A 24,866-nucleotide genomic window follows, 5' to 3' on the forward strand; every position below is an offset into this window, starting at 1 on the left:
CGCTAATTAATCCCGCGCAGAACGGAGTACCTCAATGACCGTGTTTAGCCTGTTATATACCCTGCATGTCCTGTCCGCCCTGGTGTGGGTGGGCGGCATGTTTTTCGCCTGGATGGTCCTGCGCCCGGCGGCGATGAAGGCCTTGGAAGGCCCTGGCCGGTTGAAGCTGTGGGTAGAAGTGTTTCAAGGTTTTTTCCGCTGGGTCTGGGTCGCGGTGGTGCTTTTGCCGATCAGCGGCGTAGGCATGATTCACCTGCAGTTCGCCGGGTTTGAAATGGCGCCGCGTTATGTGCAGGTGATGATGGGCTTGTACGTGGTGATGACCGCGCTGTTTATCCGGATTCAGGCGTTGTTGCTACCGGAATTGCGTACGGCGGTGGACGCGCAGGATTGGCCGGCAGGTGCGGCGGCGCTGGGGAAGATTCGCAAGTTGGTGGGGATCAATCTGATTGTCGGGATGGTGTTGGTGGCGATTGCGGCGGCGCGGCCGATGTTCTAACAGCTTCGCGGGCAAGCCTCGCTCCTACAGATGATCGTCCCACGCTCTGCGTGGGAATGCCTCAAGGGACGCTCCGCGTCCAGTGACGCAGAGCGTCACGGGCTGTATTCCCACGCAGAGCGTGGGAACAATCAGTAACGGCATTACAACCGCTGAACCGTCACCACCCCCGCCGCGCCGGCAGGCCCTGGCTGACCATCAACGCCTGGACGCCCGCTCTTGCCGCCATCGGCCTTGTACACCAGGCAACCCTTGGCCTTGCCGCCCGCGCCCGGTTTACCACCAGGGCCGGCCAAGCCACCAGCACCGCCGGCGACCTGGACCTTGATCTGCTCCACCGGGTAATCACGCGGCACTTCCAGGCGCACCAGCGCACCCGCCGCCCCTGGCTGACCGTCGCTGCCATTGCTGCCGTCAAACCCGCGACCAGCCTGGCCCCAAGTGCAGCCCGGCTCCTCGCCGTTGGCGCCATCCAGGCCAACGAACCCCGGCGCCCCTGCACCACCGCGCGCGTCCACGGTCAATGTCGGTGCGCTCAGCGCTTTGATCTGCAAGTTCAGGTTACGCCCGGAGCGCGCAGCCTTGAGGTAAGTTCCCGGTGCACCGCGCGCGGTGATCAGGCTGCCTTCGGACAACTCGGCGCGGCTGACTTTCAATTCCAGCGCCTGTTCGCCGGGCACGATGGCGATCCGCGCGTCACGCCCCAGGTGCAATTCGCCGACCGTCACTTCAGTAACGTTCGAGGGAATCAGCAGGGTGCCGTAATCGGCGACTTCAAGTTTTTCCAGCTGCAAGGAGCTGGCCGTGTTGGGCAAGCGCATCAGCGAGTTGGTTTCGACGCTCACCACTTGGGCACAGGCGAGTGGGCTGATGAATGTAGCGAGCAGACAGAGTTTACGCATGGGAAGCCCCTGGTACGGCCGGGGCCGGAATGGTTTGCAGGTGGAAAACGCCAAAGAACAGAATCTTCAAGCGATCACGCCATGGGTGGGCGCGGCCTCTGAGGCTGCGGTAGCACAGCAGAGCTTCCAGAAAATGGATGACCGCCAGCAGCGCCCCGGCCATGTTGACCAGCAGGTGCAGCGGATTGATAAACGGGATCAGCAGATTGACCAGCACCACCAACCAGAACAGCAGGGTCAACAGCTTCCCCAGCCCCCAAAACACCTTCATACGCTCCCCCGTTGAGAATTATTCTTTGAGCGCACAGTAACGGCTTCCGCAAGGGATGCGCCAGTGGGCAAGAGAAAATTCATCCAGACGGCCGCCGGATTCGCGACTTTGGTCACCCGGCGGCTCTAGATCGAGGCTCTACGTCATGCGTCAGCGGTTGATGTGCAATTCCACACGTCGGTTTTGCGCCCGCCCTTCTTCCGTTTCGTTATCGGCCACTGGCTGGCTTTCGCCCTTGCCCTCGCTGGTGAGTTTGTTGGGCGCCAGGCCCTGGCTCAACAGGTAGGCAGCCACGCTGCTGGCGCGACGTTCCGACAAAGCCTGGTTATAGGCATCCGAACCTTTGCTGTCGGTATGGCCCACCACCTTGATGCTGACCACGTCGGCGTTCTGCAACTTCGCCATCAGCGCATCCAGTTGGCTGCGGGCGGCTGGCGTCAGGTCGGATTTGTCGAAAGCGAACAGCACGTTGCCGGCGTCGCTCAGGGTGATGACTTCGGAGACCGGTGCCGGTTCTACGGGTTTGACGCTGACCGGGTATTGCGGCAACGGGCAACCGCGATGATCGACCGGGGTATTTTCCGGTGTATCCGGGCAACGATCGCGGCGGTCGAAGACCCCGTCGCTGTCTTCGTCGCCATCCTGGGCGTAGCAGATCAAGCCGCCGGTCAAGATACCGAGCGCCGCACCACCGGCCGCCCAACCGCCACTTTCGATAGCGCCCAGGCCACCGCCGACCAGGCCGCCAATGACGCTGCAGATCGGCCAGGTACGTTGATTCAGGGGGGCAGTGCCATCGCTGTGAGTGGCGCAACCGGTCAACAGGCTGCCAAGCAGCAGAACCGGCAAGACGGTCCTTGTGAGAACGCTCATTTGTGAATGCTCCTGTGTTACCGGCCCATACCGGTTACACAGGAGTAAAGACCCGCATCCGCGACTGCACAAGCCGCGGAGCGGATGGGGCTTTTAACGCTCGATTTTGATTTCGGTGCGACGGTTCAGCGCGCGACCGTCAGCGGTTTTGTTATCGGCCACTGGCTGGCTTTCGCCGGCACCGGTTACCGAGACGAAGCTGCTGCGTGGCACGCCATCGTGGATCAGGTATTCCACCACCGAATGCGCACGTTTATCCGACAGTTTCTGGTTGTAGGCATCGCTGCCCACGCTGTCGGTGTGGCCGGTCACGGTCAGGCGTGCGGTGGACGATTCCTGTTTCAGGCGGGTGGCGACTTTGTCGAGCACCTCTTTATCGGAAGGCGTGAGCGTGGCTTTGTCGAACTGGAAGTGCACATCGCGGATCACGATGGTTTCTTCCTTGACCACGACGACTTCCTCAACCACTGGCGCAGGGACGGGAGGTGGGCAGCCGTCAGCATCGACCTGCACGCCTTTAGGCGTACCCGGGCACTTGTCGCGGCTGTCTGGCACGCCATCGCCGTCTTCGTCGCCATCACCGTGTACCCAGCAATAGGCCGCCGCCATGCCGCCGACGAACAGCGCACCGCCGCCAGCCCAGGATGCACTTTCCGTCGCACCCAGCCCCGCACCGACGACACCACCGAGTGCCGCACAGGTCGGCCAGTCGGTTTTCTGCAAACCTGCGCAACCAGTCAACACACTGGTTAGCAGAACCAAGGGTAATGCTGTCCGAACTATGCTCATCTAGTTTTCTCCTGAGGGATCGGCTTAAAACCGATTCAGGGAGTAAAGACTGGAGTTTTAATCTCCGCCAGCAATAGGCCATTGGCGTTTCGCCCCGTATTCACGGCAGATCGGCACTTTTGCCGCACAGTGGCTCTAGGCCCGAACGGTGGGGCAGGCTAGTCTTGGCAGCTCTGATTGAGGATCTTCGATGATTGCAGGTATTTCTTCGCGCACGCCCCAGCAGGCGTTGGCCGCTTTGCTTGACCGCTACGCCCCCGCGCGCCTGTTGCTGATTGGCGCCAGCCAGTTCCCGGCGCTGGAGGCTTTCAAGCTCGCGCACCCGGACAGTTGCGTCGCCCATGCCGCGCCCGGGCCATTGCCGGCGGAGCTGGCGGCGCGGCGTTTTGACCTGGCGCTGGTGGTCGATTGCCTGGAGCACTTGCCCAAGCGCGATGGCCTGAATTTGCTGGGCGGCATCCGCAACCTCAACGCCAGCCGCATCGCGGTATTGGCCGACTTGCCGGCCAGCGGTTGGCAGGAAACCGACTTTTTCTCCCTGGCCCTGCAAGCCAGCGAACGCTTCCAGCGCGACGAACAGGTGCTGACCTTGTTCACCTATGATCTGCTTGACTATAAACAGGTGCCCGACTGGCTCAACGCGCGGTTCTGGGCCAATCCGGAAAACTTCGGGAAATATTGGTGGTAACGCAATGAGTACATCCATTTGCCCTTGCGGCAGCGGCACGCTGCTCGATGCCTGCTGCGGTCATTACCATGCCGGCCACCCGGCCCCTTGCGCCGAAGCGTTGATGCGTTCGCGCTACAGCGCCTACGTGCTGGGGTTGGTGGATTATCTGGTGGCGACCACCCTGCCCGCCCAGCAGGCCGGCCTGGATCGTCAGTCCATCAGCGACTGGAGCGCCCAAAGCACCTGGCTGGGCCTTGAGGTAGAAAGCTCCGAGGTGTTTGGCGGGCAACCGGAACACGCCTTCGTGACCTTCACCGCACGCTGGCACGATGGGGCCGGCGAACACAGCCACCGTGAGCGCTCCTCGTTCGTGCAGAACACCGGCCACTGGTACTTCATCGACCCGACCGTGCAGCTCAAGGCCGGACGCAACGACGCCTGCCCGTGCGCGAGCGGGCAGAAATACAAGAAGTGTTGTGCGGGGTATTTCGGCGCATGAGGCTCTTTGTAGAAGCAAGGCTTGCCCGCGAAGAACGATAACGCGGTCTTTCTGATAGTCCGCGTTATCGTTCATCGCGGGCAAGCCTTGCTCCTACAGGGGCTAGACTGGGATTCAAGGGAGAAATATCACCATGACCCGTCAGCCCCGCTTCTTACATCTGCTCACCTTGCTCGCGATCCTGAGCCTGGGCGGCTGTGCATCATGGTTCAGCGACGACGAACCGGAACCCCAAGTGCATCTGGCCAAGGTCGAGGTGGTACGGGCCAAACTGCTGGAACAGAAATTCATCCTGCACTTTCGCGTCGACAACCCCAACGACAGTGACCTGACCGTGCGCGGCCTGGAATACCGCATTCATCTGGGCGACATGTTGCTGACCGAGGGCGAGCACGAACACTGGTTCACCGTCGGCCCCAAGCGCAGCGCCTATTTCAAGGTACCGATCCGCACCAACCTGTGGCCCAAGGTACGGGACCTGGTGAAAATGCTGAAAAGTCCCAAGCAACCCATCCCCTATCGCCTCGAAGGTGAACTGGAAACCGGTCTATTCATCGCGCACTACGTGCACCTGGCGCGTAATGGCGTGATAATCCCCGCCGATTTAATTCCGGAGTAGCCCCGATGACCCAGCAACCTCATGTCCATGGCCCTGACTGCAACCACGATCACGACGATCATGCCCACGATCACCATGATCACGACCATGGCCATGTCCACGGCCCGAACTGCGGCCACGCCCATCAGGAACCGGTGCGCAACGCCCTGAAAGACGTCGGCCGCAACGACCCTTGCCCATGTGGCAACGGCAAAAAATTCAAGAAGTGCCACGGCGCGTAAAGCGTTGATGCCTGTAGGAGCGAGGCTTGCCCGCGAAGAACGATGACGCGGCTTGCCTGAAAGACCGAGGCGTCCCATTCGCGGGCAAGCCTCGCTCCTACAGGATCTCTGCGGTGCTGATGACGGTGGCGTACTCGCCGTGCAAATTCCCCAGCGACATGGCATGAACCTCCTCGGCTGAATGGGGGTTGCCGAAAAAATCAGCCTTGTCGAAGGTAAAGCACGCATCCTCCACCACCCACGCTTCAAACCCCAGGTTCCCGGCCGTTCGCGCCGTGGATTCCACCGAGTTGTTGGTCGCCACGCCAACGATGATCAATTGCTCGATCCCCGCCTCACGCAAGCTCGCCTCCAGCGCCGTCGCACAAAACGCATCCGGCACGTGTTTCTGAATCAGTCGTTCACCGGCCATTGGCTGGAACCGCTCCTGGAACTCCACCCCCGATTGCTGCGGCCAGAACACTGAATCCGCTGAACGGGACAGGTGCTGCACGTGAATCACCGGCCGCGCGGTGCGTCGCCAGTGCGCCAGCAACTCGACGATTCGCTCCTCGGCCTGAAGATTGTTACGACGCCCCAACCTGGGCTCCAAGATGCCTTTCTGTTGATCGATGATGATCAGCGCCGCGTTGGTCTTGAGCTCCATGCTGACTTTTCTCATGCCGGGTCATTGAATTTCAGGCAGTTCAGCATCACCTCTTCCTACAGGCAAGCTCTGCGGTGCAAACAGGACGACCTGATGTGAGCGGTTGCTGTCCGTACCCAACGACGTCTATTTTCTGGAGCACTCCATGATCGACCTGTATTACTGGACCACCCCCAACGGCCACAAAATCTCGATTTTCCTCGAGGAGGCCGGTCTCAAGTACGACGTGCACCCGATCAACATCAGCCAGAACGATCAGTTCAAGCCTGAATTCCTGAAGATTTCCCCGAACAACAAAATCCCGGCGATCGTCGATCACGAGCCGGCCGATGGCGGCGAGCCGCTGCCGTTGTTCGAGTCCGGGGCGATTTTGCTGTACCTCGCCGAGAAAACCGGCAAGTTCCTGCCCAAGGACCTGCGCGGGCGCCAGCAAGCGTTGCAATGGCTGTTCTGGCAGATGGGCGGTTTGGGACCGATGGCCGGGCAGAATCATCACTTCAGTCAGTTCGCCCCGGAAAAAATCCCTTACGCGATCAAACGCTACATCGACGAAACCGCCCGCCTCTACGGCGTGCTCGACAAGCAACTGGCGAACAATGAATTCGTCGCCGGCCACGAGTACAGCATTGCCGACATGGCGATCTACCCGTGGATCGTCTCCCACAAGTGGCAGAGCCAGAACCTCGAAGACTTCCCCAACGTGCTGCGCTGGTTCACCCACATCCAGAACCGTCCGGCGACGGTGAAGGCGTATGCCTTGGCGGCGAAGGTCAATCCACCGAAATCCTGAGACCGACGCGATGATCGTTCCCACGCTCTGCGTGGGAATGCCTCAACGGACGCTCTGCGTTCGGCTTTTGGATGGGACGCGGAGCGTCCCGGGCTGCATTCCCACGCAGAGCGTGGGAACGATCACCGAAGAAATAACCCCGCCGCCGCTTGCGCGGCCCCCTCCTGCTCACTAACGTAGCGCCTTTATTGCGTTACTACCCCCGCAGGAGCTTTGCCATGGCCTCGCCAGCCCTCACACATTTTCTTCCCCGGTTCGGCGTTGCCGCAGCAGTGGCCGGTGTTTTGAGCCTGACCGGTTGTCAGACCTGGAACACCCAGGACACCCTCCCGCCGACCTCCGGCGTGCAACCGCTCAAGGGCCTGGCGCAGAACGTGTCGGTGCGACGCAATGCCATGGGCATGCCGTTGATCGAAAGCAACAGCTTCCACGACGCGCTGTTCGCCCTCGGTTACGTCCACGCCAGCGACCGCCTCACGCAAATGGTGACCATGCGCCTGCTGGCCGAGGGCCGTCTGTCCGAAATGTCCGGCGCGGACCTGCTCGACGCCGACCGCTACATGCGCGCGGTCAACCTGAAGAAAAGAGCCGGCGAGCTGTACAAAGCTTCGTCGCCGCGACTCAAGCGCTTCTTCGAAGTGTATGCCCGGGGCGTCAACGCCTACCTGTTCCGCTACCGCGACAAACTGCCGGCGGATCTCGCGGCCAGCGGCTACAAGCCTGAATACTGGAAGCCGGAAGACTCCGCGCTGATTTTCTGCCTGTTGAATTTCAGCCAGTCGGCCAACCTGCCGGAAGAAATCTCCTCGCTGGTGCTGGCGCAAACCGTCACCACCGACAAGCTGCCGTGGCTGACGCCGTCCGCGCCCGACGAAAAACTGCCACTGGGCGAAGCCGACAAGCTCCAGGGCATCAAGCTTAACGGCGCGATCCCAGGGCTGACGGAAATCACCAAGGCCACCGGGCAACTGTCCGATCTGAATCTGCTCGGCGCCACCTCATCGAATAACTGGGCCATCGGCCCGCAACGCAGCCGCAGCGGCAAAAGCCTGCTGGCCAGTGACAGCCACGGGCCGCTGGGCGTGCCGTCGTTGTTCAGTTACGTGCAGATTCGTGCGCCGAAATACCAGGCGGCGGGCGTCAGCATCGCTGGCCTGCCGATGGTGCTCGGCGGCTTCAACGGCAAAGTCGCGTGGAGCATGACCACGGTCATGGGCGACAACCAGGACCTGTTCCTGGAAAAAATCAAACGCCAGGGCAACGGCCTTACCTACGAAGTCAGCGGCAAATGGCAACCGGTGGTGGTGCGTAACGAAACCTACTTCGTCAAAGGCCAGCGGCCGATTCGCGAAGCGGTGTACGAAACCCGCCACGGGCCGCTCCTCAACAGCGCCCAGGGCCTGAGCATGGCCAATGGTTTTGGCCTGGCGCTGCAAACCCCGAGCTTCACCGACGACAAGACCCTGGACGCGTTCTTCGACCTGTCCCGCGCGCAGACCGTCGAGAAAGCCTCGGACGCCAGCCGTGAAATCCGCGCCATCGCCCTGAATCTGGTCTTCGCCGACGCCAGCAACATTGGCTGGCAAGTCACCGGTCGCTACCCGAACCGTCGCGAAGGCGAAGGCCTGCTGCCGTCGCCTGGCTGGGAAGGTCGCTACGATTGGGACGGTTACGCCGACCCGATGCTGCACCCGTACGACCAGGACCCGGCCCAAGGCTGGCTCGGCACCGCCAACCAGCGGGTCATCCCCCATGGCTACGGCATGCAGCTGTCCAATTCCTGGTCTGCCCCGGAACGTGGCGAGCGCCTGGCCGAACTGGCCGGCGCGGGCAAGCACGACAGCCGCAGCCTGATCGCCATGCAGTACGACCAGACCACCACCTTCGCCGCCAAACTGAAGAAAATGTTTGCCGCGCCGGGAATGGCCCAGCCGCTGAAGCAGGCGATCGACACCTTGCCTGAAGTCGATCGCAGCAAAGCGCGCGAGGCGTTGACGCGGCTGATGGCGTTCGACGGCAAGCTCAGCCCAACGTCTGCCGATGCGGCGATCTACGAACTGTTCCTGCAAGAAAGCGCCAAACAGATTTTCCTCGACGAACTCGGCCCGGAAAGCAGCCCGGCGTGGAAAGCCTTTGTCGCCAACGGCAAGTTGTCCTACGCGGCCCAAGCCGATCATTTGCTCGGTCGCGAAGACAGCCCGTTCTGGGATGACGCCCGTACGTCGCAGAAAGAAGACAAGCCGGCGATCCTCGCCCGCAGCCTGGCGGCGGCGATCAGTGCCGGCGACAGTCAGTTGGGTGGCGACCGCAAGGCCTGGCAGTGGGGCAAACTGCACCGCTACGAGTGGAAGAACGCCAGTGGCCAGACCGTGCGCGGTCCGCTTGCGGCCGGCGGCGATCACACCACGCTGAACACGGCGGCATTTGCCTGGGGCCAGGACTTCAACACCACGCTGGCGCCGTCCATGCGCTTTATCGTCGACTTCGGCCAGGCCGAACCGTTGATGGGTCAGAACGGCAGCGGCCAGTCCGGCAACCCGGCCAGCCCGAACTACCTCGACAGCATCGATCCGTGGCTCAAGGGCCAGTACCTGAGCCTGCCGATGCAGCCGCAGAACTTTGACAAGGCGTATGGCAAGGCGCGGTTGACCCTGACTCCCGGCAAGTAACCCGTGATTGATCGTTCCCACGCTCTGCGTGGGAATGCAGCCCGGGACGCTCCGCGTCCCATTGGAACGCGGAGCGTCCCTAGAGGCATTCCCACGCAGAGCGTGGGAACGATCAGCGTGGGAACGATCAGCGTGGGAACGATCAGCTCGATAGAACTTCTCGCCACGCGCAAACCTCATAGCTAACAAATCCCTCCATTTTGGTAACAACATGGATCTTGTTATCGCGCGCCCCGAAGGTTTGTACTGCCCCGCCGGGGATTTCTATATCGACCCGTGGCGTCCGGTGGAACGCGCGGTGATTACCCACGCCCACGGCGATCATGCCCGCACCGGTAATCAACATTACTTGGCGGCCGCGCCCGGCGAAGGGATTCTGCGCGCGCGCCTGGGTCAGGACATCAACCTGCAAACCCTGCCCTACGGCGAACGCCTGCTGCATCACGGCGTCACCTTGAGTTTTCACCCGGCCGGCCACGTGCTTGGCTCGGCCCAAGTGCGCCTGGAATACGGCGGCGAAGTCTGGGTCGCGTCCGGGGATTACAAGATCGAGCCCGACGGCACCTGCGCGCCATTCGAACCGGTGCGTTGCCACACCTTCATCACCGAGTCGACCTTCGGTCTGCCGATTTACCGCTGGCAGCCCCAGGCGCAGGTGTTCGCCGAGATCAATCAGTGGTGGCGGGCCAATATCGCAGCGGAAAAAGCCAGCGTGCTGTTCTGCTATTCCTTCGGCAAGGCCCAGCGCATCCTGCACGGTATCGACGCCAGCATCGGCCCCATTCTGGTGCATGGCGCCGTGGAACCGCTCAACCGGGTGTATCGCGAAGCAGGAATTTATCTGCCGCCGACGATCTACGCTGGCGACGTGAAGAAGAGCGATCCAATGATGCGCCAGGCCCTGGTCCTCGCGCCGCCCTCGGCGGGAGGCAGCACTTGGATGCGTCGGTTCGGCGACTACAGCGACGGTTTCGCCAGCGGCTGGATGCGTTTGCGCGGCACACGGCGGCGGCGCGGGGTGGACCGGGGCTTCGTCCTCTCGGATCACGCCGACTGGCCCGGGCTGCTGTGGGTCATCGAACAGACTGGCGCCGAACGCGTGATGGTCACCCATGGCTCGGTCGGCGTGCTGGTGCGGCATCTGCGCGAACAAGGGCTGGACGCCCAGGGTTTCAGCACCGAGTACGGCGACGATGAGGAAGATCAGGCAGTCGCTACTCCGGAACCCGCTGAGGTGCTGCCATGAAAGCCTTCGCCGAGTTGTACGCCGAGCTCGACGCCACCACTTCGAGCAACGCCAAACTGGCGGCGATGCAGGCCTATTTCGCTCAGGCCGCGCCGGAAGATGCCGCCTGGGCGGTGTACTTTTTGTCCGGTGGCCGGCCTCGGCAGTTGGTGCCGGTGCGTGCGCTTCGGGAACTGGCGGTGGAGATCTCGGGGCTCTCGCCGTGGCTGTTCGAAGAGAGTTATCAGGCCGTCGGCGATCTCGCGGAGACCATCTCGCTGGTGCTACCCGAAGCACCCCACAGTTCTACCGACGGGCTGGCGACCTGGATCGAAGACAAACTATTACCCCTGCGCGGTGAAACCCCGGAGTTCCTCGACCGACGCCTGCCCGCTCTCTGGGCGCAACTGGACCGCCCGAGCCTGATGCTGTGCATCAAGTTGATCACCGGCAGTTTTCGCGTCGGCGTCTCCAAACTGCTGGTGACTCGGGCGCTGGCCGCCATGGCTGGGCTCGACAGCAAACGCGTGGCGCAACGGCTGGTGGGTTACACCGACCTGTCCAACCGCCCGAGCGCCGCCAGCTACCTGAAACTCATCGCCCCGCAGTCCGCCGACGAACACGCCCAGCGCGGTGGCCAGCCGTATCCGTTTTTCCTCGCCCACGCCCTGCAACAACCCGTCGAGCAGTTCGAAGCCCTGATCGGCCCGGCCAGCCAGTGGCAAGTGGAATGGAAGTGGGACGGCATCCGCGCCCAAGTGGTCAAGCGTGAGGGGCGGCTGTGGATCTGGTCCCGGGGCGAAGAATTGGTCAGCGAACGTTTTCCCGAACTGGAGGTGCTGACCAACGGTTTGCCGGACGGTACGGTGATCGACGGCGAAATCGTCGCCTGGAAATCGGCGCATCCCACCACGGAAGATGCCTTCGATCCGCAATCCACGGCGCCACCGGCGGTGCAACCCTTCGCCCTGTTGCAACAGCGAATCGGCCGCAAAACCCTGGGCAAGAAAATCCTCGACGAAGTGCCGGTGGTGTTACTCGCCTACGATTTGTTGGAATGGCAGGGCGAAGACTGGCGCAACCACACCCAGATTGAACGTCGCACGCAATTGGAGCAGGTCATCGCCACTTGCAACAGCCCGGTGCTGCTGGCCTCGCCCGTCCTGACCGGCGAAGACTGGTTCGACCTCGCCCGGCAACGGGAAGCGTCGCGCCGGCTGGGGGTCGAAGGCATGATGCTCAAGGCCCGGGATGCGCTGTATGGCGTGGGCCGGACCAAGGACATGGGCGTGTGGTGGAAATGGAAAGTCGACCCGTTCAGCGTCGACGCGGTTTTGATTTATGCACAACGGGGCCATGGCCGTCGAGCCAGTCTCTACAGCGACTACACATTCGCGGTGTGGGATGGCCCGCCCGAGGCGAGTGAACGCACGCTGGTGCCGTTCGCCAAGGCTTACTCAGGGCTGACCGATGAAGAAATGCGTAAGGTCGACGGCATCGTGCGCAAAACCACGGTGGAGAAGTTCGGGCCGGTGAGCAGCGTGAAACCGAGCCTGGTGTTTGAGCTGGGGTTTGAAGGCATCGCCCTGTCCCGGCGGCACAAGAGTGGGATTGCAGTGCGGTTTCCCCGGATGTTGCGCTGGCGCCAGGACAAGTCGGTGGAAGAAGCCGATAGCCTGGCCACACTGCAGGATTTGTTGAGCTGACACCCGATCGTTCCCACGCTCTGCGTGGGAATGCAGCCAGGGACGTTCCGCGTCCCAAGAGCGGACGCGGAGCGTCTATTGAGGCATTCCCACGCAGAGCGTGGGAAGGATCATTGAACCAAGTTGGTGCAGGAAATTTGTCCCGCCCATTTTCGTGCACAAATGCGTCACAACCTTCTCTTTAATCACCTTTTAAAACGCTTGTTCGGGACTCTGGTTCGGAAATTGCTACTTTCATTAGGTCTTACGCTTTCCAGTAACAATAATTCTGCGCCACAAGCGCTCATATTGGTTCTTAGGGATTGAATAATGAAAAAAGCATTGCTGACCCTTTCTGCACTGGCGTTGTGCATGGCTGCCGGCTCCGCGCTGGCCAAGGAATACAAAGAACTGCGTTTTGGCGTTGACCCTTCCTATGCACCGTTCGAGTCGAAAGCGGCGGATGGCAGCCTGGTGGGCTTCGACATCGATCTGGGCAACGCAATCTGTGCCGAGCTGAAGGTCAAGTGCAAATGGGTCGAAAGCGACTTCGACGGCATGATTCCGGGCCTCAAGGCCAATAAATTCGACGGTGTGATCTCTTCGATGACCGTCACCCCGGCCCGCGAAAAAGTCATCGACTTCTCCAGCGAGCTGTTCTCCGGCCCAACCGCGTATGTATTCAAAAAAGGTTCTGGCGTCACGGCAGACGTCGCTTCGCTCAAGGGCAAAACCGTCGGCTACGAACAAGGCACCATTCAGGAAGCCTATGCCAAGGCCGTTCTGGACAAGGCTGGCGTGAAAACCCAGGCCTATCAGAACCAGGATCAGGTGTATTCCGACCTGACTTCCGGTCGTCTCGACGCCGGGATCCAGGACATGTTGCAAGCCGAACTGGGCTTCCTGAAGTCGCCAAATGGCGCCGATTACGAAATCAGCAAGCCGGTCGACAGCGAATTGCTGCCAGCCAAAACAGCTATCGGTATCTCTAAAGGTAACAAAGACCTCAAGGCACTTTTGGATAAAGGTATCAAAGCGTTACACGACGATGGCACCTACGCCACCATTCAGAAGAAACACTTTGGCGATCTGAATCTGTACAGCGGCAAATAATGCCCGGCGCCCATCTCGCGATGGGCGCTTTTTTTACTCGATCAGGTTGCTGATTTATGTTCGAAAACCTCTTACAAAACCTGGGGCTCTCAGCCTTCAGCCTCAAGGGCTTCGGTCCTTTGCTGATGGAAGGCACCTGGATGACCATCAAATTATCGGTGTTGTCGCTCTTGGTTGCCGTGTTACTCGGCTTGCTGGGCGCCAGTGCCAAACTGTCCAAAGTCAAACTGGTGCGGGTGCCGGCCCAGGTCTACACCACGCTGATCCGCGGGGTGCCAGACCTGGTGCTGATGCTGCTGATCTTCTACAGCCTGCAAACCTGGCTGACGTCCTTTACCGATTTGATGGAATGGGAATACATCGAGATCAACCCGTTCAGCGCCGGGGTCATTACCCTGGGCTTCATTTATGGCGCGTACTTCACCGAAACTTTCCGTGGGGCGATCCTTGCCGTGCCACGGGGCCAGGTCGAAGCCGCCACTGCCTATGGCCTCAAACGCGGCCAGCGCTTCTGGATCGTGGTGTTCCCGCAAATGATGCGGTTCGCCCTGCCGGGCATCGGCAACAACTGGATGGTGATGCTCAAGGCCACCGCACTGGTGTCGATCATCGGCCTCGCCGATCTGGTCAAGGCTGCCCAGGACGCCGGTAAAAGCACCTATCAATTGTTCTATTTCCTGGTCCTGGCCGCGCTGATTTACCTGCTGATCACCAGCGCCTCCAACTTCGTCCTGCGCTGGCTTGAACGCCGCTACGCCGCCGGCTCCCGGGAGGCCGTACGATGATCGAACTCTTGCAGGAATACTGGAAACCCTTCCTCTATAGCGACGGTTACCACATCACCGGCCTGGCCATGACCATGTGGCTGCTCAGCGCCTCGATCTTCATCGGCTTCCTGGTGTCGATCCCGCTGTCCATCGCCCGGGTGTCGCCGCACTTCTACATTCGTCTGCCGGTGCAGTTCTACACCTACCTGTTCCGCGGTACGCCGCTCTATATCCAGCTGCTGATCTGCTACACCGGCATCTACAGCCTCGCGGCCATCCGTGCACAACCGGTACTGGACGCGTTCTTCCGCGATGCGATGAACTGCACCATCCTCGCCTTCGCCCTGAACACCTGTGCCTACACCACGGAGATTTTCGCCGGGGCGATCCGCAGCATGAACCACGGTGAAGTCGAAGCAGCCAAGGCCTATGGCCTGACCGGCTGGAAGCTGTATGCCTACGTGATCATGCCGTCGGCCCTGCGTCGCTCGTTGCCTTATTACAGCAACGAAGTGATCCTGATGCTGCACTCGACCACCGTGGCGTTCACCGCGACCATCCCCGACATCCTGAAAGTGGCGCGGGACGCCAACTCGGCGACCTTCCTGACCTTCCAGTCGTTCGGCATCGCCGCGCTGATCTACCTGACCGTGACCTTTGCGCTGGTCGGCCTGTTCCGTCTCGCCGAACGCCGATGGCTGGCCTTTCTCGGGCCGACTCACTAGGACCTAACGTAAATGCGCCACCAGAAACATGACCTGCTGGCCCCGCTGCCGGGGACCGCACGACAGATCCACAGCTTTCACTTCGGCCCGGCCAATGGTGCGGGCAAGATCTACATCCAGTCGTCCCTGCACGCCGATGAAATGCCCGGCATGCTGGTGGCCTGGCACCTCAAGCAGCGCCTGGCGGAGCTGGAAGCCGCCGGGCGTCTGCGCAGCGAGATCGTGTTGGTGCCCGTCGCCAACCCGGTCGGCCTGGAACAGGTGTTAATGGACGTGCCCCTGGGCCGTTACGAACTGGAGAGCGGGCAGAACTTCAACCGCTGGTTCGTCGATTTGAGCGAAGAAGTGGGCAACGAGATCGAAGGCCAGCTCGGCGACGATCCGCAGCACAACCTCGAACTGATCCGCAGCAGCCTGCGCAACGCCCTCGCCCGCCAGACCGCTTGCACCCAACTGCAATCCCAGCGCCTGACCCTGCAACGGCTGGCCTGTGACGCGGACATGGTGCTGGACCTGCATTGCGATTTCGAAGCCGTCGCGCACCTTTACACCACGCCGGAGGCCTGGCCGCAGGTCGAGCCGCTGGCGCGCTACATCGGTGCCGAGGCCAGCCTCTTGGCCACCTATTCCGGCGGCCAGTCGTTCGATGAATGCTTCACTTTGCTCTGGTGGCAGTTGAAGGAGCGCTTCGGCGAGCACTTCGATATCCCGCTGGGCAGTTTTTCGGTCACTGTCGAATTGCGCGGCCAGGGCGATGTATATCACCCGCTGGCCAGCGCCGATTGCCAGGCGCTGATCAATTACCTGATTCACTTTGGCGCCATCGCTGGCGAAGCGGCGCCACTGCCCGAGCTGCCCTATCCGGCCACGCCGCTGGCCGGGGTCGAACCGGTGGCCACGCCGGTTGGCGGGTTGCTGGTGTTCACCGCGGTGCCGGGGCAATACCTGGAAGCCGGCCAACTGATTGCCGAAGTCATCGACCCGATCCTCGACCGCGTCACCCCTATCCATTGCACCGCCGCCGGGTTGATGTACGCCCGTTCGCTGCGCCGCATGGCCACTGCCGGCATGGTGATCGCCCACGTCGCGGGCACCGAAGCCTATCGCAGCGGCTACCTACTTTCGCCTTGAGGATGCATGCCCCATGTATAAATTGACCATCGACGGCCTGCATAAAAGTTATGGCGACCATCATGTGCTCAAAGGTGTTTCGCTCAAGGCCAACACTGGCGACGTCATCAGCCTGATCGGCGCCAGCGGCTCGGGCAAAAGTACCTTCCTGCGCTGCATCAACTTTCTCGAACAACCGAATGACGGCGCCATGAGCCTGGATGGCAAGGACATCCGCATGGTCAAGGATCGCCACGGCATGCACGTGGCTGATCCCGATGAACTGCAACGGATCCGCACGCGCCTGGCCATGGTGTTTCAGCATTTCAACCTGTGGAGCCACATGACGGTGCTGGAAAACATCACCATGGCCCCGCGCCGGGTGTTGGGGTGCAGCAAGGAGGAAGCCGAAGACCGTGCCCGACGTTATCTCGACAAGGTGGGCCTGGCGGCGCGAGTAGCTGATCAGTACCCGGCGTTTCTGTCCGGCGGCCAGCAGCAACGGGTGGCGATTGCCCGCGCGTTGGCGATGGAACCGGAAGTCATGCTGTTCGACGAACCGACCTCCGCCCTCGACCCGGAGCTGGTGGGCGAAGTATTGCGCGTGATCCAGGGCCTGGCCGAGGAAGGCCGGACCATGATCATGGTCACCCACGAAATGAGCTTCGCCCGCAAAGTGTCGAGCCAGGTGTTGTTTCTGCACCAGGGGTTGGTGGAGGAGGAAGGGGCGCCGGAGGATGTGTTGGGGAATCCGAAGAGTGAGCGGTTGAAGCAGTTCCTCAGCGGCAACCTCAAGTAACACGCTGCCCTTGTAGGAGCCAGGCTTGCCGGCGAAGGCGGTCTTGAGATCGCCTTCGCCGGCAAGCCTGGCTCCTACAGGACCGCGCATCGTCTTTAAACCTTTCGCCTGCTGGCGCGGTCACTGAAAGAACACTTTCAGAGCGCGCACCGCCGGCATGGGCACCTCCCCCGACTACGCAAAGCAATGGTTCGCCGCCCGCGGCTGGAAGCCATTCGCCTTTCAGAAACAGGTATGGACGGCGGTCAAACGCGGTGAGTCCGGGTTGCTCCATGCGAGCACCGGTGCCGGTAAAACTTATGCGGTGTGGTTTGCCGCGCTCAATCGCTTCGCCTCGTCTGTCGCGCCTGTTGAAACGTCCCGCAAACGCAAACCGGTAGCCGAACCGCTGGCGGTGCTGTGGATTACGCCGATGCGTGCGCTGGCGGCCGACACGGCTAAAGCATTGGAATTGCCGCTGCACGACTTGCAGATTCGGTGGAGCGTCGGCCTGCGCACCGGCGACACCAGCAGCAGCGAACGCGCCCGCCAAAGCCGGCGCCTGCCGACCACGCTGATCACCACGCCTGAAAGCCTGACCCTGATGCTCGCCCGTGCCGATGCGCAAACTGCGTTGTCGACCTTGCGCATGGTGGTGGTCGATGAATGGCACGAGCTGCTCGGCAACAAGCGTGGCGTGCAACTGCAACTGGCCCTCGCCCGTTTGCGACGCTGGCATCCCGGATTGATCGTGTGGGGCGTTTCCGCGACGCTGGGTAATCAGGCCCACGCCGAACAGGTCTTAATCCCACAAGGCGGCGGTATCAGCGTTCAGGGCGAAAACGGCAAGGAGTTGCGGGTCGATACGCTGCTGCCGCCGTCTATCGAACGTTTCCCCTGGGCCGGGCACATCGGGCTGAAGATGTTGCCGCAGGTCATCGCCGAACTCGACTCCAGCCCCAGCACCTTGGTGTTCACCAACACCCGCGCGCAGTCGGAGATCTGGTATCAGGCGCTGCTGGAGGCGCGCCCGGATTGGGCCGGGTTGATCGCCTTGCATCACAGCTCACTCTCACGGGACACCCGCGACTGGGTCGAGCGCGCACTCAAGGATGGACACCTCAAAGCGGTGGTCTGCACCTCCAGCCTCGATCTGGGCGTGGATTTCCTGCCGGTGGAACGCGTGCTGCAAATCGGCTCGGCCAAAGGCGTGGCGCAGCTGATGCAGCGGGCCGGGCGTTCCGGTCATGCGCCCGGGCGCGTCTCGCGGGTGACCCTGGTGCCGACCCACAGCCTGGAACTGATCGAAGCAGCCGCCGCCCAGGACGCCGTGGCGCAACGGCGCATTGAACCTCGCGAGTCACCTTACAAGCCGCTGGATGTGCTGGTGCAGCATCTGGTCAGCATGGCGTTGGGTGGTGGTTTTCTTCCCGATGAGCTGTACGAAGAAGTCCGTGGTGCGTGGGCTTATCGGGATCTGACAATGGCGGATTGGGCCTGGGCGCTGGCTTTCGTACGCCACGGCGGACTTTCCCTGACGGCTTATCCGGATTATCGCCGGGTCGAACCGGATGAACAGGGCGTCTGGCGCGTACCGGATGCGAGACTGGCGCGCCGGCATCGCATGAGCATCGGCACCATCGTCAGTGATGCGAGTATTCAGTTGAAGTTCTGGAGCAAGGGCGGCGGTGGCAAGCAATTGGGCAGTGTCGAGGAAGGGTTTATCGCTCGCCTGAAACCGGGTGACGGGTTTCTGTTTGCGGGGCGTTTGCTGGAACTGGTGCGCGTGGAAAACATGACCGCGTACGTGCGGCGCAGCAACGTGAAAAAAGCCGCGGTGCCGCGCTGGAATGGCGGGCGTATGCCGCTGTCCAGCGAGTTGGCCCAGGCAGTGGTTACGCGGTTCAGTGCGGCGGCGTCGGGTCAGTTTGTCGGCCCGGAAATGATCGCGTTGCGTCCACTGCTGGAAGTGCAACAGCGCTGGTCCGGGCTGCCGACCGAGACCAGCCTGTTGGCCGAAGCCCTTAAATCCCGCGAGGGCTGGCACTTGTTCCTCTATCCCTTCGCCGGGCGCCAGGTGCATCTGGGACTGGCGAGCCTGTTGGCCTGGCGGGTCAGTCAACGGCAAACGGTGACCTTTTCGATTGCGGTCAATGATTACGGCCTGGAATTACTGAGCGCGACCTATGTCGATTGGTCTGTTCATCTGAATCCCGATTTGTTCAGCGCCGAACATCTGCTGGCTGATGTGCTCGCCAGCCTCAATGCCGGGGAACTGGCGCTGCGCCGGTTTCGGGAAATCGCAAGAATTGCCGGACTGGTGTTCGCCGGCTACCCCGGCGCGCCCAAGAGCGCGCGACAGGTTCAGGCATCGAGCGGTTTGTTCTTCGAAGTGTTCAAGCAATACGACGCCGACAACCTGTTGCTGGCCCAAGCCGGGGAAGAAGTCCTACGGGAAGAATTGGATATTCGACGACTGGAGCAGACCTTGGCCCGCATCAATCGCTTGAGATTCGACCTGCATCAGATCAAGCGTCCTACGCCGCTGGGCTTTCCGCTGCTGGTGGAACGGATGCGCGAGAGCATGAGTTCCGAGAAGCTGGCCGATCGCATCCGACGGATGGTCGGCGATCTGGAAAAAACCGTTGAAACCGGGAAAGCCTGATGAGCGCGCCTTACCCTGTACGCCTGGCCGGCGAAGGACTCTGGTTGTTGCCCGAGAAGGCAATGTACTGGCCGGCACAGCAAGCGCTGTTGATCGCCGATGTGCATTTCGGCAAGGCTGCGGCTTATCGCAGCCTCGGCCAGCCTGTGCCGCGGGGCACCACCGGGCAGAACATCGCGGTGCTGGATAGGTTGCTCGCCGCCCTGCCCTGTCGTCAGCTGATTTTCCTTGGCGACTTTCTCCATGGGCCCGGCTCACATGCAAAGGAGACGTTGAAGGCCTTGGCACAATGGCGAGAGCGCCACCAGGCGCTGCCAATGACGCTGATTCGCGGCAACCATGACAAACGCGCCGGGGATCCGCCGTCATCACTGGATATCCGGGTGGTGCCAGAACCGTTGCTACTGGGACCGTTTGCGCTGCAACACGAACCGGTTCCACACCCAAGCCGCCATGTGCTGGCGGGGCACGTTCATCCGGTCTACCGGCTCAATGGCAAAGGCCGGCAAAGCTTGCGCCTGCCGTGTTTCAGGCTTGGCACCGAGATTAGCCTGCTACCCGCGTTCGGCGCGTTTACCGGCGGTTATCAGGTCGCGCGGAATGACGGCTGCAGGATCTTTGTCATTGGCGACAACGAAATATGGCCAGTCAGCTGACGTCTTCACAGACATCAGCTGACTGGCCATTCGTTTTTCTTCAGACGTTTATCAGGCGACAGGCGCCGGAGGTGGCTCGTCTGGCAGGGTCGGTTCACCGGGTTCGGTCGGTTGCTCGTTGGGGGTATCGGGATCAGGCTGACCGGGGATGCCCCCTGCCATGCTGATTGGCGGATGCGCCAACAAGGACCAGGCCAAAACGCCAATCTGATTGGGCTCAAGCCTGGCCAGTTCGGCGCTGATTTGCGGATCGATCTTCATGGAGCACTCCTGAGCAGTGGCCCGGTTCGCTGTACGCAAACCGGGCAGTACACCCAATAGAGTGTCTACCTGCCGAAGAATTCCCGGGAACTGTCAGATGGACGGATCAGGTGCGTGGCAAGGTGACGCCGCGCTGGCCCTGATACTTGCCGCCACGGTCCTTATAGGACACTTCACACTCTTCGTCGGATTCGAAGAACAGCATCTGTGCAACGCCTTCGTTGGCGTAGATTTTTGCCGGCAAGGTCGTGGTGTTGGAGAATTCCAGGGTCACGTGGCCTTCCCACTCAGGCTCGAGCGGCGTCACGTTGACGATAATGCCGCAACGGGCGTAGGTGCTTTTACCCAGGCAGATGGTCAGCACGTTGCGCGGAATACGGAAGAATTCCACGGTGCGGGCCAGGGCGAACGAGTTCGGCGGGATGATGCAGACATCGCTGGTCACGTCGACGAAGCTCTTCTCGTCGAAGTTCTTCGGGTCGACGATGGCCGAGTTGATGTTGGTGAACACCTTGAATTCACCGGCGCAACGCACGTCATAACCGTAGCTCGACACACCATAGGAAATCAGGCGCTCGGCACCTTCGCCGCGCATCTGGCGCTCGACGAACGGTTCGATCATGCCGTGCTCTTGCGCCATGCGGCGAATCCACTTGTCCGATTTGATGCTCATGGCGGGGTGTCCTGAATAGCGAGGTGGAAAAATTCTGTCCGGCATCTTACTAGGCGCGCGCCCAGGGTTCAAAGTGCGAGGCGTAATTCTCGCCAATCCCCCCTGATTGCCGGGTCTTGCCGCCAAAACGATGCACCGTCAGTCACGAAAACAGAGAAACCTTCGCAGGAAGCATTGGCACGTTCCGGAAAAAGGGTTAAGGTGGCGCCACTGTGCTGCTTGTGTCACTGAGAATCTCTACACGATATGTTGAATTTCGATCCAACCATCTACAAGAATTTTTCCTGCTCTTTGCACTCAGTCTCGGCCAGGGTTCTTCCTGCGTCGCAGTTATCTTTGTTCAAGGAGTTACACCATGTCTAATCGCCAAACTGGTACCGTTAAGTGGTTCAACGATGAAAAAGGCTTCGGCTTCATCACTCCACAATCCGGTGACGACCTGTTCGTTCACTTCAAAGCTATCCAATCCGACGGCTTCAAAAGCCTGAAAGAAGGCCAACAGGTTTCTTTCATCGCTACCCGCGGTCAGAAAGGCATGCAAGCTGAAGAAGTTCAAGTTATCTAACTTGTACTTGCTTTAGTAAAAAGCCCCGCCCTTAAAAGCGGGGCTTTTTTGTGGGCGTCTGTTTTTGCCTTACGCCATCCACTCGTCCTTCTATATGATTCGCCACCTGGAAATCACATGGAAGCAGCAGGATGCCGTTCAACCAATGGAAAACCCTGAGCGCAGCGCTAGTCACACTCGCACTCCCCTTCTCGATTCACGCCAATCCCCGTCCCGACCACCCGACCATCATCGTCGGCATGGACACCCACGCGACCTATATTGCCAAGGGCCCAGCCATTCAAGGCGTCCCTCAGGCAGAACTGCGCGCGGCGGCTTTGCTGGAACTCTCTACGGCGCACGCCTGCGGCAGCAACGAGGTCTACCTCACGCCGGACTCGGTGGGCGTACCCAACGAATCGTTTGGTCAACTGCTCGCTGAAGTCCAGCAACTGATCGACGACGAAACCCCGCTGCTGATAACGCTCTCGGCGTGCGACGGCAAACGCGCGTTTTTTGAAAAGGTCCGCGCCTGCACGCCCGAAGAATGCGGCAAGCTGACCGCATCCCTGGTCGACGGAAAGCTGTATCTGGACGAGGACTATGCACCGACCAGCAAAGGCCAGGCGTCTTACTTCCTGAAAATGCCGATGGCCTACGACAGCAATCGCAAGGCCTGGAAAGCAAAAGTCTTCTACGTCGACGCCAAGACGCTGCGCCGTGACTATTTCGTCAACGCTAAGGATTTCGTCTCGGGCAGACCCGTCCTCGCCTCAAAAACCTACTACTCGAGCGGAAAGCTCGGACAAAGCTATCAGAACGATGCCAACGGCCAACGCCAGGGCGAGGCCATCACCTATTCCGAAAGCGGGGTTGTCATCAAACGCGCGAACTACTTGAACGATGAACTGGAAGGCTGGCAAACCACCTACCACGACAATGGCAAAGAAGCCGACGCCTACAACTGGCATCAGGGCAAGCGTGTCGACGGCGAATACCTGGAGCACGACGAAGACGGCGCACTGATTGGCCGCATCAGCTATCGCAACGATGTACCGGACGGCCCGGCCATGAGCTACTACCCCAGCGGCAAACTCAAGGACAGCAGCACCTTCGTGGCCGGCAAGGCGCAAGGTCCCAGCACGTCATACTTCGAAAACGGCGCGGTGCGTAGCACACGCAATAACGTGGATAGCAGCCCGGAGGGCTGGGTCATCAGCTATTACGCCGACGGCAAAGTCGAAGAAAAACAGTTTTTCGAGCAGCAAGTACAGCGCAGCTACGCCACCTGGAACGATCAGGGCATCCAGACCGTGCAATGGCAATGGGATGAACAACACCGCGAACAGGGTGATTTCAAGAAGTGGTACGAGAATGGCCAACTGCAAGATCACCGAATCTACAAGGACGGCAAACTGCAGGGCCCCGCCATCACCTGGTATGAAAACGGCCAGATGAATACGTCGGTCGATTACGTCGAGGGGCGCGAGCAAGGCGTGATGCGCTTGTGGAAACAGGATGGCAGCCCGAACGGCGAATGCCGATATGAGGCTGGAGTCCGTCAGGGTGAATGCACCCGACCCGAATCTCCAGCGCCTACAGCCAGCTAATCGCCCACCCAAGAAAAAGCCCCGCAACCTTAAGGTTGCGGGGCTTTTTTTGTGCAATACGACAGTTACCAGGCCACGCCAAACCCTGCGGTATAACGGGTCTTGTTCAAATCAGCATCATCGGTCCCGCTGATGACGTCGCGCTCGGCCTTGAGGTTAAGCGAAGCCCAGTCGGTGACTTTGTAGCGCAAGCCCACTTCGGCATCGAGCGCGTAATCGGCCACGCCGGACAGCGGCTTGCCTACTTCGCCATTGGTGAAGAACTCGACCTTCTTGCCCACCAGATAGCGGTTGTAGTCCCACTTCATGGCCACGGAATAGAAGTTGTCCTTGCCGCCATCGCGGTATTCGTAATCGGTACGGTTGAGCAACGAACCGAGCGAGAACGCGCCCAGCTCGTTATCCCAGAACTGATACCCCGGACCGGTACCGACCACGCGCTGACGGGACAGCTCTTCGACCTTGTCGCGCTTGTAGTTCACGCGACCATCCCAGTACCAGTGCTCGGTGAGGAATCGGTCAAGGGAGTACTCGGCACGCCAGTTGTCGGTGGTGACCACGTCGTCCTGGAATTCGCGGTTGTACTCGCCCTCGGCCGTGTGCCGCCAACGGCCATGACGGGCCGAGGTCTTGAAGCCGACATCGTAGTCGTCGGTGTCCTTCTCGGCGCGCTGATAATCCAGGGCCATGTCGACATTGCCCTTCCACACCAGGTCTTCAACCACCGGCTTGGGCTTGAGAATCTGCTGGATGCTCGCCAGCTCGACGGTTTTCGGCGCCTCGCCATTGGCCAGAGTCACCTTGCCATCTTCGGCAGCCTTCAAGGATTTGGCTTTCTCACCGGTGTAGGCATCCTGCTTGACTAGCAATTGCTGATCACTTTCCAGGGTCTTGACCTGCTTCCAGTCGATCGGAACCGCACCGGCGTATTCGGTCTGGATCAGCAGTTTGCCGCCATCGAACACGGTGATCTTGCCGCTCAATTTGTCACCGTTTTTCAACCATACGGTGTCGGCGAGCAAAGGCGTGGAAGCACTGAAGACAGCGAGGCACAACAAGGTTCTGGACAACATAAGCAGATCGAAGGCTCTGGATTGCGAAAAAAAGTCGGCATTATCCCAAGGAATAAGGCGCTAGCAAGGACTGACCCGACTATTTCTATTGAGTTCCTTTCTCAATTGACACTTCTGGACTTAATCTGATGGCAGCAAAGCGAATTTCTTCAGGAACTGCGGACGTGACAGACGAGACGACGGAAAACGAAAGCCCGGCGCAAATCCGACGCACGGCGCTGTACCTGACCCTGGCTCAAGTGCCCGAGGGCAAAGTCGTGAGTTACGGGCAATTGGCCGAACTCGCCGGGTTGGGGCGCGCTGCGCGCTGGGTCGGACGCACGCTGAGCCAGTTGCCCGGCGACACCAAGCTGCCCTGGCACCGCGTGCTCGGCGCCGGTGGTCGAATCAGCCTGCCGGTGGGCAGCCCTTCCGGGGATGAACAACGGGCGCGTCTACGCATGGAAGGCATTAGTGTCCTGAATAATCGTGTTGATATTCAGCGTCATGGCTGGCGCCCGGTAGAGCACAGCGGTTAGAGTGCGCGCTTTGTT

Annotated in this window: 27 protein-coding genes; 19 read left to right on the plus strand and 8 right to left on the minus strand. The window is 60.7% G+C overall.

What is annotated here, in order from left to right; all coding sequences use genetic code 11:
• Window positions 1-34: 34 nt before the first annotated feature.
• Window positions 35-499: a CopD family protein gene (locus tag HKK53_RS13955; protein WP_169371309.1), complete on the plus strand. Its 465-nt coding sequence runs from the start codon at window positions 35-37 to the stop codon at window positions 497-499.
• A gap of 143 nt (window positions 500-642) precedes the next feature.
• On the opposite strand, the gene HKK53_RS13960 is transcribed toward HKK53_RS13955, so the two are convergent.
• From HKK53_RS13960 to HKK53_RS13975, 4 genes are all read right to left on the minus strand, one after another.
• Window positions 643-1,401 carry a collagen-like triple helix repeat-containing protein gene (locus HKK53_RS13960; RefSeq protein ID WP_169371310.1) on the minus strand — a complete coding sequence of 253 codons (759 nt, stop codon included), beginning with the start codon at window positions 1,399-1,401 and terminating at the stop codon, window positions 643-645.
• A complete protein-coding gene (locus HKK53_RS13965; protein ID WP_169371311.1) occupies window positions 1,394-1,672 on the minus strand; it encodes a DUF1145 domain-containing protein in 279 nt (92 codons plus the stop codon). The genes HKK53_RS13960 and HKK53_RS13965 overlap by 8 nt, the downstream gene beginning before the upstream one ends.
• A gap of 150 nt (window positions 1,673-1,822) precedes the next feature.
• Window positions 1,823-2,545, minus strand: a complete 723-nt coding sequence (locus tag HKK53_RS13970; protein ID WP_169371312.1) for an OmpA family protein — start codon at window positions 2,543-2,545, stop codon at window positions 1,823-1,825.
• Between the two features lie 93 nt (window positions 2,546-2,638).
• Window positions 2,639-3,334, minus strand: a complete 696-nt coding sequence (locus tag HKK53_RS13975; protein WP_169371313.1) for an OmpA family protein — start codon at window positions 3,332-3,334, stop codon at window positions 2,639-2,641.
• Between the two features lie 190 nt (window positions 3,335-3,524).
• Here HKK53_RS13975 and HKK53_RS13980 point away from each other — a divergent pair, with 190 nt between their 5' ends.
• The 4 genes from HKK53_RS13980 to HKK53_RS13995 all read left to right on the plus strand — a co-directional run bounded on the left by HKK53_RS13980 (window position 3,525) and on the right by HKK53_RS13995 (window position 5,343).
• Window positions 3,525-4,022 (plus strand): DUF6231 family protein, encoded by a 498-nt coding sequence (locus HKK53_RS13980; RefSeq protein ID WP_169371314.1) that lies wholly within the window; start codon window positions 3,525-3,527, stop codon window positions 4,020-4,022.
• A 4-nt stretch (window positions 4,023-4,026) separates the two neighbouring features.
• Entirely contained in the window at window positions 4,027-4,503 is a 477-nt protein-coding gene (locus tag HKK53_RS13985; protein WP_169371315.1) for a YchJ family protein, read from the plus strand.
• Between the two features lie 133 nt (window positions 4,504-4,636).
• Window positions 4,637-5,122 (plus strand): LEA type 2 family protein, encoded by a 486-nt coding sequence (locus tag HKK53_RS13990; RefSeq protein ID WP_169371316.1) that lies wholly within the window; start codon window positions 4,637-4,639, stop codon window positions 5,120-5,122.
• A gap of 5 nt (window positions 5,123-5,127) precedes the next feature.
• A complete protein-coding gene (locus HKK53_RS13995; RefSeq protein ID WP_054046981.1) occupies window positions 5,128-5,343 on the plus strand; it encodes an SEC-C metal-binding domain-containing protein in 216 nt (71 codons plus the stop codon).
• A gap of 97 nt (window positions 5,344-5,440) precedes the next feature.
• Here the strand turns inward: HKK53_RS13995 and HKK53_RS14000 are convergent, their stop codons facing one another.
• Entirely contained in the window at window positions 5,441-5,989 is a 549-nt protein-coding gene (locus HKK53_RS14000; protein WP_169374242.1) for a cysteine hydrolase family protein, read from the minus strand.
• A gap of 145 nt (window positions 5,990-6,134) precedes the next feature.
• Between HKK53_RS14000 and HKK53_RS14005 the strand changes: the two genes are divergently transcribed.
• The 11 genes from HKK53_RS14005 (at window position 6,135) to pdeM (ending at window position 20,172) form a co-directional block, all read left to right on the plus strand.
• A complete protein-coding gene (locus HKK53_RS14005) occupies window positions 6,135-6,779 on the plus strand; it encodes a glutathione binding-like protein (protein ID WP_169371317.1) in 645 nt (214 codons plus the stop codon).
• Window positions 6,780-6,997: 218 nt separating this feature from the next.
• Window positions 6,998-9,448 carry a penicillin acylase family protein gene (locus HKK53_RS14010; protein WP_169371318.1) on the plus strand — a complete coding sequence of 817 codons (2,451 nt, stop codon included), beginning with the start codon at window positions 6,998-7,000 and terminating at the stop codon, window positions 9,446-9,448.
• A 211-nt stretch (window positions 9,449-9,659) separates the two neighbouring features.
• Entirely contained in the window at window positions 9,660-10,694 is a 1,035-nt protein-coding gene (locus HKK53_RS14015) for a ligase-associated DNA damage response exonuclease (protein WP_169371319.1), read from the plus strand.
• The gene (locus HKK53_RS14020; RefSeq protein ID WP_169371320.1) at window positions 10,691-12,379 is read left to right on the plus strand and encodes an ATP-dependent DNA ligase; all 1,689 of its coding nucleotides are present in this window, start codon (window positions 10,691-10,693) and stop codon (window positions 12,377-12,379) included. The genes HKK53_RS14015 and HKK53_RS14020 overlap by 4 nt, the downstream gene beginning before the upstream one ends.
• 309 nt (window positions 12,380-12,688) lie before the next feature.
• Complete coding sequence (locus tag HKK53_RS14025; RefSeq protein WP_169371321.1) at window positions 12,689-13,471, plus strand: transporter substrate-binding domain-containing protein; 783 nt, start codon at window positions 12,689-12,691, stop codon at window positions 13,469-13,471.
• A 56-nt stretch (window positions 13,472-13,527) separates the two neighbouring features.
• The gene (locus HKK53_RS14030) at window positions 13,528-14,256 is read left to right on the plus strand and encodes an ABC transporter permease (RefSeq protein WP_169371322.1); all 729 of its coding nucleotides are present in this window, start codon (window positions 13,528-13,530) and stop codon (window positions 14,254-14,256) included.
• Entirely contained in the window at window positions 14,253-14,963 is a 711-nt protein-coding gene (locus tag HKK53_RS14035; RefSeq protein ID WP_123512057.1) for an ABC transporter permease, read from the plus strand. The genes HKK53_RS14030 and HKK53_RS14035 overlap by 4 nt, the downstream gene beginning before the upstream one ends.
• A 12-nt stretch (window positions 14,964-14,975) precedes the next feature.
• Window positions 14,976-16,094: a succinylglutamate desuccinylase/aspartoacylase family protein gene (locus tag HKK53_RS14040; protein ID WP_169371323.1), complete on the plus strand. Its 1,119-nt coding sequence runs from the start codon at window positions 14,976-14,978 to the stop codon at window positions 16,092-16,094.
• Between the two features lie 13 nt (window positions 16,095-16,107).
• A complete protein-coding gene (locus HKK53_RS14045; RefSeq protein WP_169371324.1) occupies window positions 16,108-16,872 on the plus strand; it encodes an ABC transporter ATP-binding protein in 765 nt (254 codons plus the stop codon).
• A gap of 157 nt (window positions 16,873-17,029) precedes the next feature.
• Window positions 17,030-19,516, plus strand: coding sequence for a ligase-associated DNA damage response DEXH box helicase (locus tag HKK53_RS14050; protein ID WP_169371325.1), 2,487 nt, complete (start codon window positions 17,030-17,032; stop codon window positions 19,514-19,516).
• The gene (pdeM, locus tag HKK53_RS14055; RefSeq protein ID WP_169371326.1) at window positions 19,516-20,172 is read left to right on the plus strand and encodes a ligase-associated DNA damage response endonuclease PdeM; all 657 of its coding nucleotides are present in this window, start codon (window positions 19,516-19,518) and stop codon (window positions 20,170-20,172) included. The genes HKK53_RS14050 and pdeM overlap by 1 nt, the downstream gene beginning before the upstream one ends.
• 51 nt (window positions 20,173-20,223) lie before the next feature.
• Here pdeM and HKK53_RS14060 read toward each other — a convergent pair whose 3' ends face one another.
• Window positions 20,224-20,433 (minus strand): hypothetical protein, encoded by a 210-nt coding sequence (locus HKK53_RS14060; protein WP_109628267.1) that lies wholly within the window; start codon window positions 20,431-20,433, stop codon window positions 20,224-20,226.
• A gap of 106 nt (window positions 20,434-20,539) precedes the next feature.
• Window positions 20,540-21,106, minus strand: a complete 567-nt coding sequence (gene dcd / locus HKK53_RS14065; RefSeq protein WP_054047011.1) for a dCTP deaminase — start codon at window positions 21,104-21,106, stop codon at window positions 20,540-20,542.
• 355 nt (window positions 21,107-21,461) lie between these two features.
• Between dcd and HKK53_RS14070 the strand changes: the two genes are divergently transcribed.
• Both HKK53_RS14070 and HKK53_RS14075 read left to right on the plus strand, forming a co-directional pair.
• Window positions 21,462-21,671: a cold-shock protein gene (locus HKK53_RS14070; RefSeq protein ID WP_002554837.1), complete on the plus strand. Its 210-nt coding sequence runs from the start codon at window positions 21,462-21,464 to the stop codon at window positions 21,669-21,671.
• 131 nt (window positions 21,672-21,802) lie between these two features.
• The gene (locus tag HKK53_RS14075; RefSeq protein WP_169371327.1) at window positions 21,803-23,260 is read left to right on the plus strand and encodes a toxin-antitoxin system YwqK family antitoxin; all 1,458 of its coding nucleotides are present in this window, start codon (window positions 21,803-21,805) and stop codon (window positions 23,258-23,260) included.
• A 65-nt stretch (window positions 23,261-23,325) separates the two neighbouring features.
• Here the strand turns inward: HKK53_RS14075 and HKK53_RS14080 are convergent, their stop codons facing one another.
• Window positions 23,326-24,333 carry a DUF481 domain-containing protein gene (locus tag HKK53_RS14080; RefSeq protein ID WP_169371328.1) on the minus strand — a complete coding sequence of 336 codons (1,008 nt, stop codon included), beginning with the start codon at window positions 24,331-24,333 and terminating at the stop codon, window positions 23,326-23,328.
• Between the two features lie 164 nt (window positions 24,334-24,497).
• Here HKK53_RS14080 and HKK53_RS14085 point away from each other — a divergent pair, with 164 nt between their 5' ends.
• Complete coding sequence (locus tag HKK53_RS14085) at window positions 24,498-24,851, plus strand: MGMT family protein (RefSeq protein WP_169371329.1); 354 nt, start codon at window positions 24,498-24,500, stop codon at window positions 24,849-24,851.
• Window positions 24,852-24,866: the final 15 nt, after the last annotated feature.

The organism is Pseudomonas sp. ADAK7, assembly GCF_012935675.1.
Lineage (GTDB): Bacteria > Pseudomonadota > Gammaproteobacteria > Pseudomonadales > Pseudomonadaceae > Aquipseudomonas.

Coding starts and splice junctions, on each gene's coding strand:
- HKK53_RS13955 (WP_169371309.1), top strand. CDS start 35: ATGACCGTGTTTAGCCTGTTATATACCCTGCATGTCCTGTCCGCCCTG.
- HKK53_RS14060 (WP_109628267.1), bottom strand. CDS start 20,433: ATGAAGATCGATCCGCAAATCAGCGCCGAACTGGCCAGGCTTGAGCCC.
- HKK53_RS14035 (WP_123512057.1), top strand. CDS start 14,253: ATGATCGAACTCTTGCAGGAATACTGGAAACCCTTCCTCTATAGCGAC.
- HKK53_RS13960 (WP_169371310.1), bottom strand. CDS start 1,401: ATGCGTAAACTCTGTCTGCTCGCTACATTCATCAGCCCACTCGCCTGT.
- HKK53_RS13980 (WP_169371314.1), top strand. CDS start 3,525: ATGATTGCAGGTATTTCTTCGCGCACGCCCCAGCAGGCGTTGGCCGCT.
- HKK53_RS13995 (WP_054046981.1), top strand. CDS start 5,128: ATGACCCAGCAACCTCATGTCCATGGCCCTGACTGCAACCACGATCAC.
- HKK53_RS14010 (WP_169371318.1), top strand. CDS start 6,998: ATGGCCTCGCCAGCCCTCACACATTTTCTTCCCCGGTTCGGCGTTGCC.
- HKK53_RS14000 (WP_169374242.1), bottom strand. CDS start 5,989: ATGGAGCTCAAGACCAACGCGGCGCTGATCATCATCGATCAACAGAAA.
- dcd (WP_054047011.1), bottom strand. CDS start 21,106: ATGAGCATCAAATCGGACAAGTGGATTCGCCGCATGGCGCAAGAGCAC.
- HKK53_RS13970 (WP_169371312.1), bottom strand. CDS start 2,545: ATGAGCGTTCTCACAAGGACCGTCTTGCCGGTTCTGCTGCTTGGCAGC.
- HKK53_RS14020 (WP_169371320.1), top strand. CDS start 10,691: ATGAAAGCCTTCGCCGAGTTGTACGCCGAGCTCGACGCCACCACTTCG.
- HKK53_RS13990 (WP_169371316.1), top strand. CDS start 4,637: ATGACCCGTCAGCCCCGCTTCTTACATCTGCTCACCTTGCTCGCGATC.
- HKK53_RS13985 (WP_169371315.1), top strand. CDS start 4,027: ATGAGTACATCCATTTGCCCTTGCGGCAGCGGCACGCTGCTCGATGCC.
- HKK53_RS14005 (WP_169371317.1), top strand. CDS start 6,135: ATGATCGACCTGTATTACTGGACCACCCCCAACGGCCACAAAATCTCG.
- HKK53_RS14015 (WP_169371319.1), top strand. CDS start 9,660: ATGGATCTTGTTATCGCGCGCCCCGAAGGTTTGTACTGCCCCGCCGGG.
- HKK53_RS14045 (WP_169371324.1), top strand. CDS start 16,108: ATGTATAAATTGACCATCGACGGCCTGCATAAAAGTTATGGCGACCAT.
- HKK53_RS14050 (WP_169371325.1), top strand. CDS start 17,030: ATGGGCACCTCCCCCGACTACGCAAAGCAATGGTTCGCCGCCCGCGGC.
- HKK53_RS14025 (WP_169371321.1), top strand. CDS start 12,689: ATGAAAAAAGCATTGCTGACCCTTTCTGCACTGGCGTTGTGCATGGCT.
- HKK53_RS13965 (WP_169371311.1), bottom strand. CDS start 1,672: ATGAAGGTGTTTTGGGGGCTGGGGAAGCTGTTGACCCTGCTGTTCTGG.
- HKK53_RS14075 (WP_169371327.1), top strand. CDS start 21,803: ATGCCGTTCAACCAATGGAAAACCCTGAGCGCAGCGCTAGTCACACTC.
- pdeM (WP_169371326.1), top strand. CDS start 19,516: ATGAGCGCGCCTTACCCTGTACGCCTGGCCGGCGAAGGACTCTGGTTG.
- HKK53_RS14040 (WP_169371323.1), top strand. CDS start 14,976: ATGCGCCACCAGAAACATGACCTGCTGGCCCCGCTGCCGGGGACCGCA.
- HKK53_RS14080 (WP_169371328.1), bottom strand. CDS start 24,333: ATGTTGTCCAGAACCTTGTTGTGCCTCGCTGTCTTCAGTGCTTCCACG.
- HKK53_RS14070 (WP_002554837.1), top strand. CDS start 21,462: ATGTCTAATCGCCAAACTGGTACCGTTAAGTGGTTCAACGATGAAAAA.
- HKK53_RS13975 (WP_169371313.1), bottom strand. CDS start 3,334: ATGAGCATAGTTCGGACAGCATTACCCTTGGTTCTGCTAACCAGTGTG.
- HKK53_RS14030 (WP_169371322.1), top strand. CDS start 13,528: ATGTTCGAAAACCTCTTACAAAACCTGGGGCTCTCAGCCTTCAGCCTC.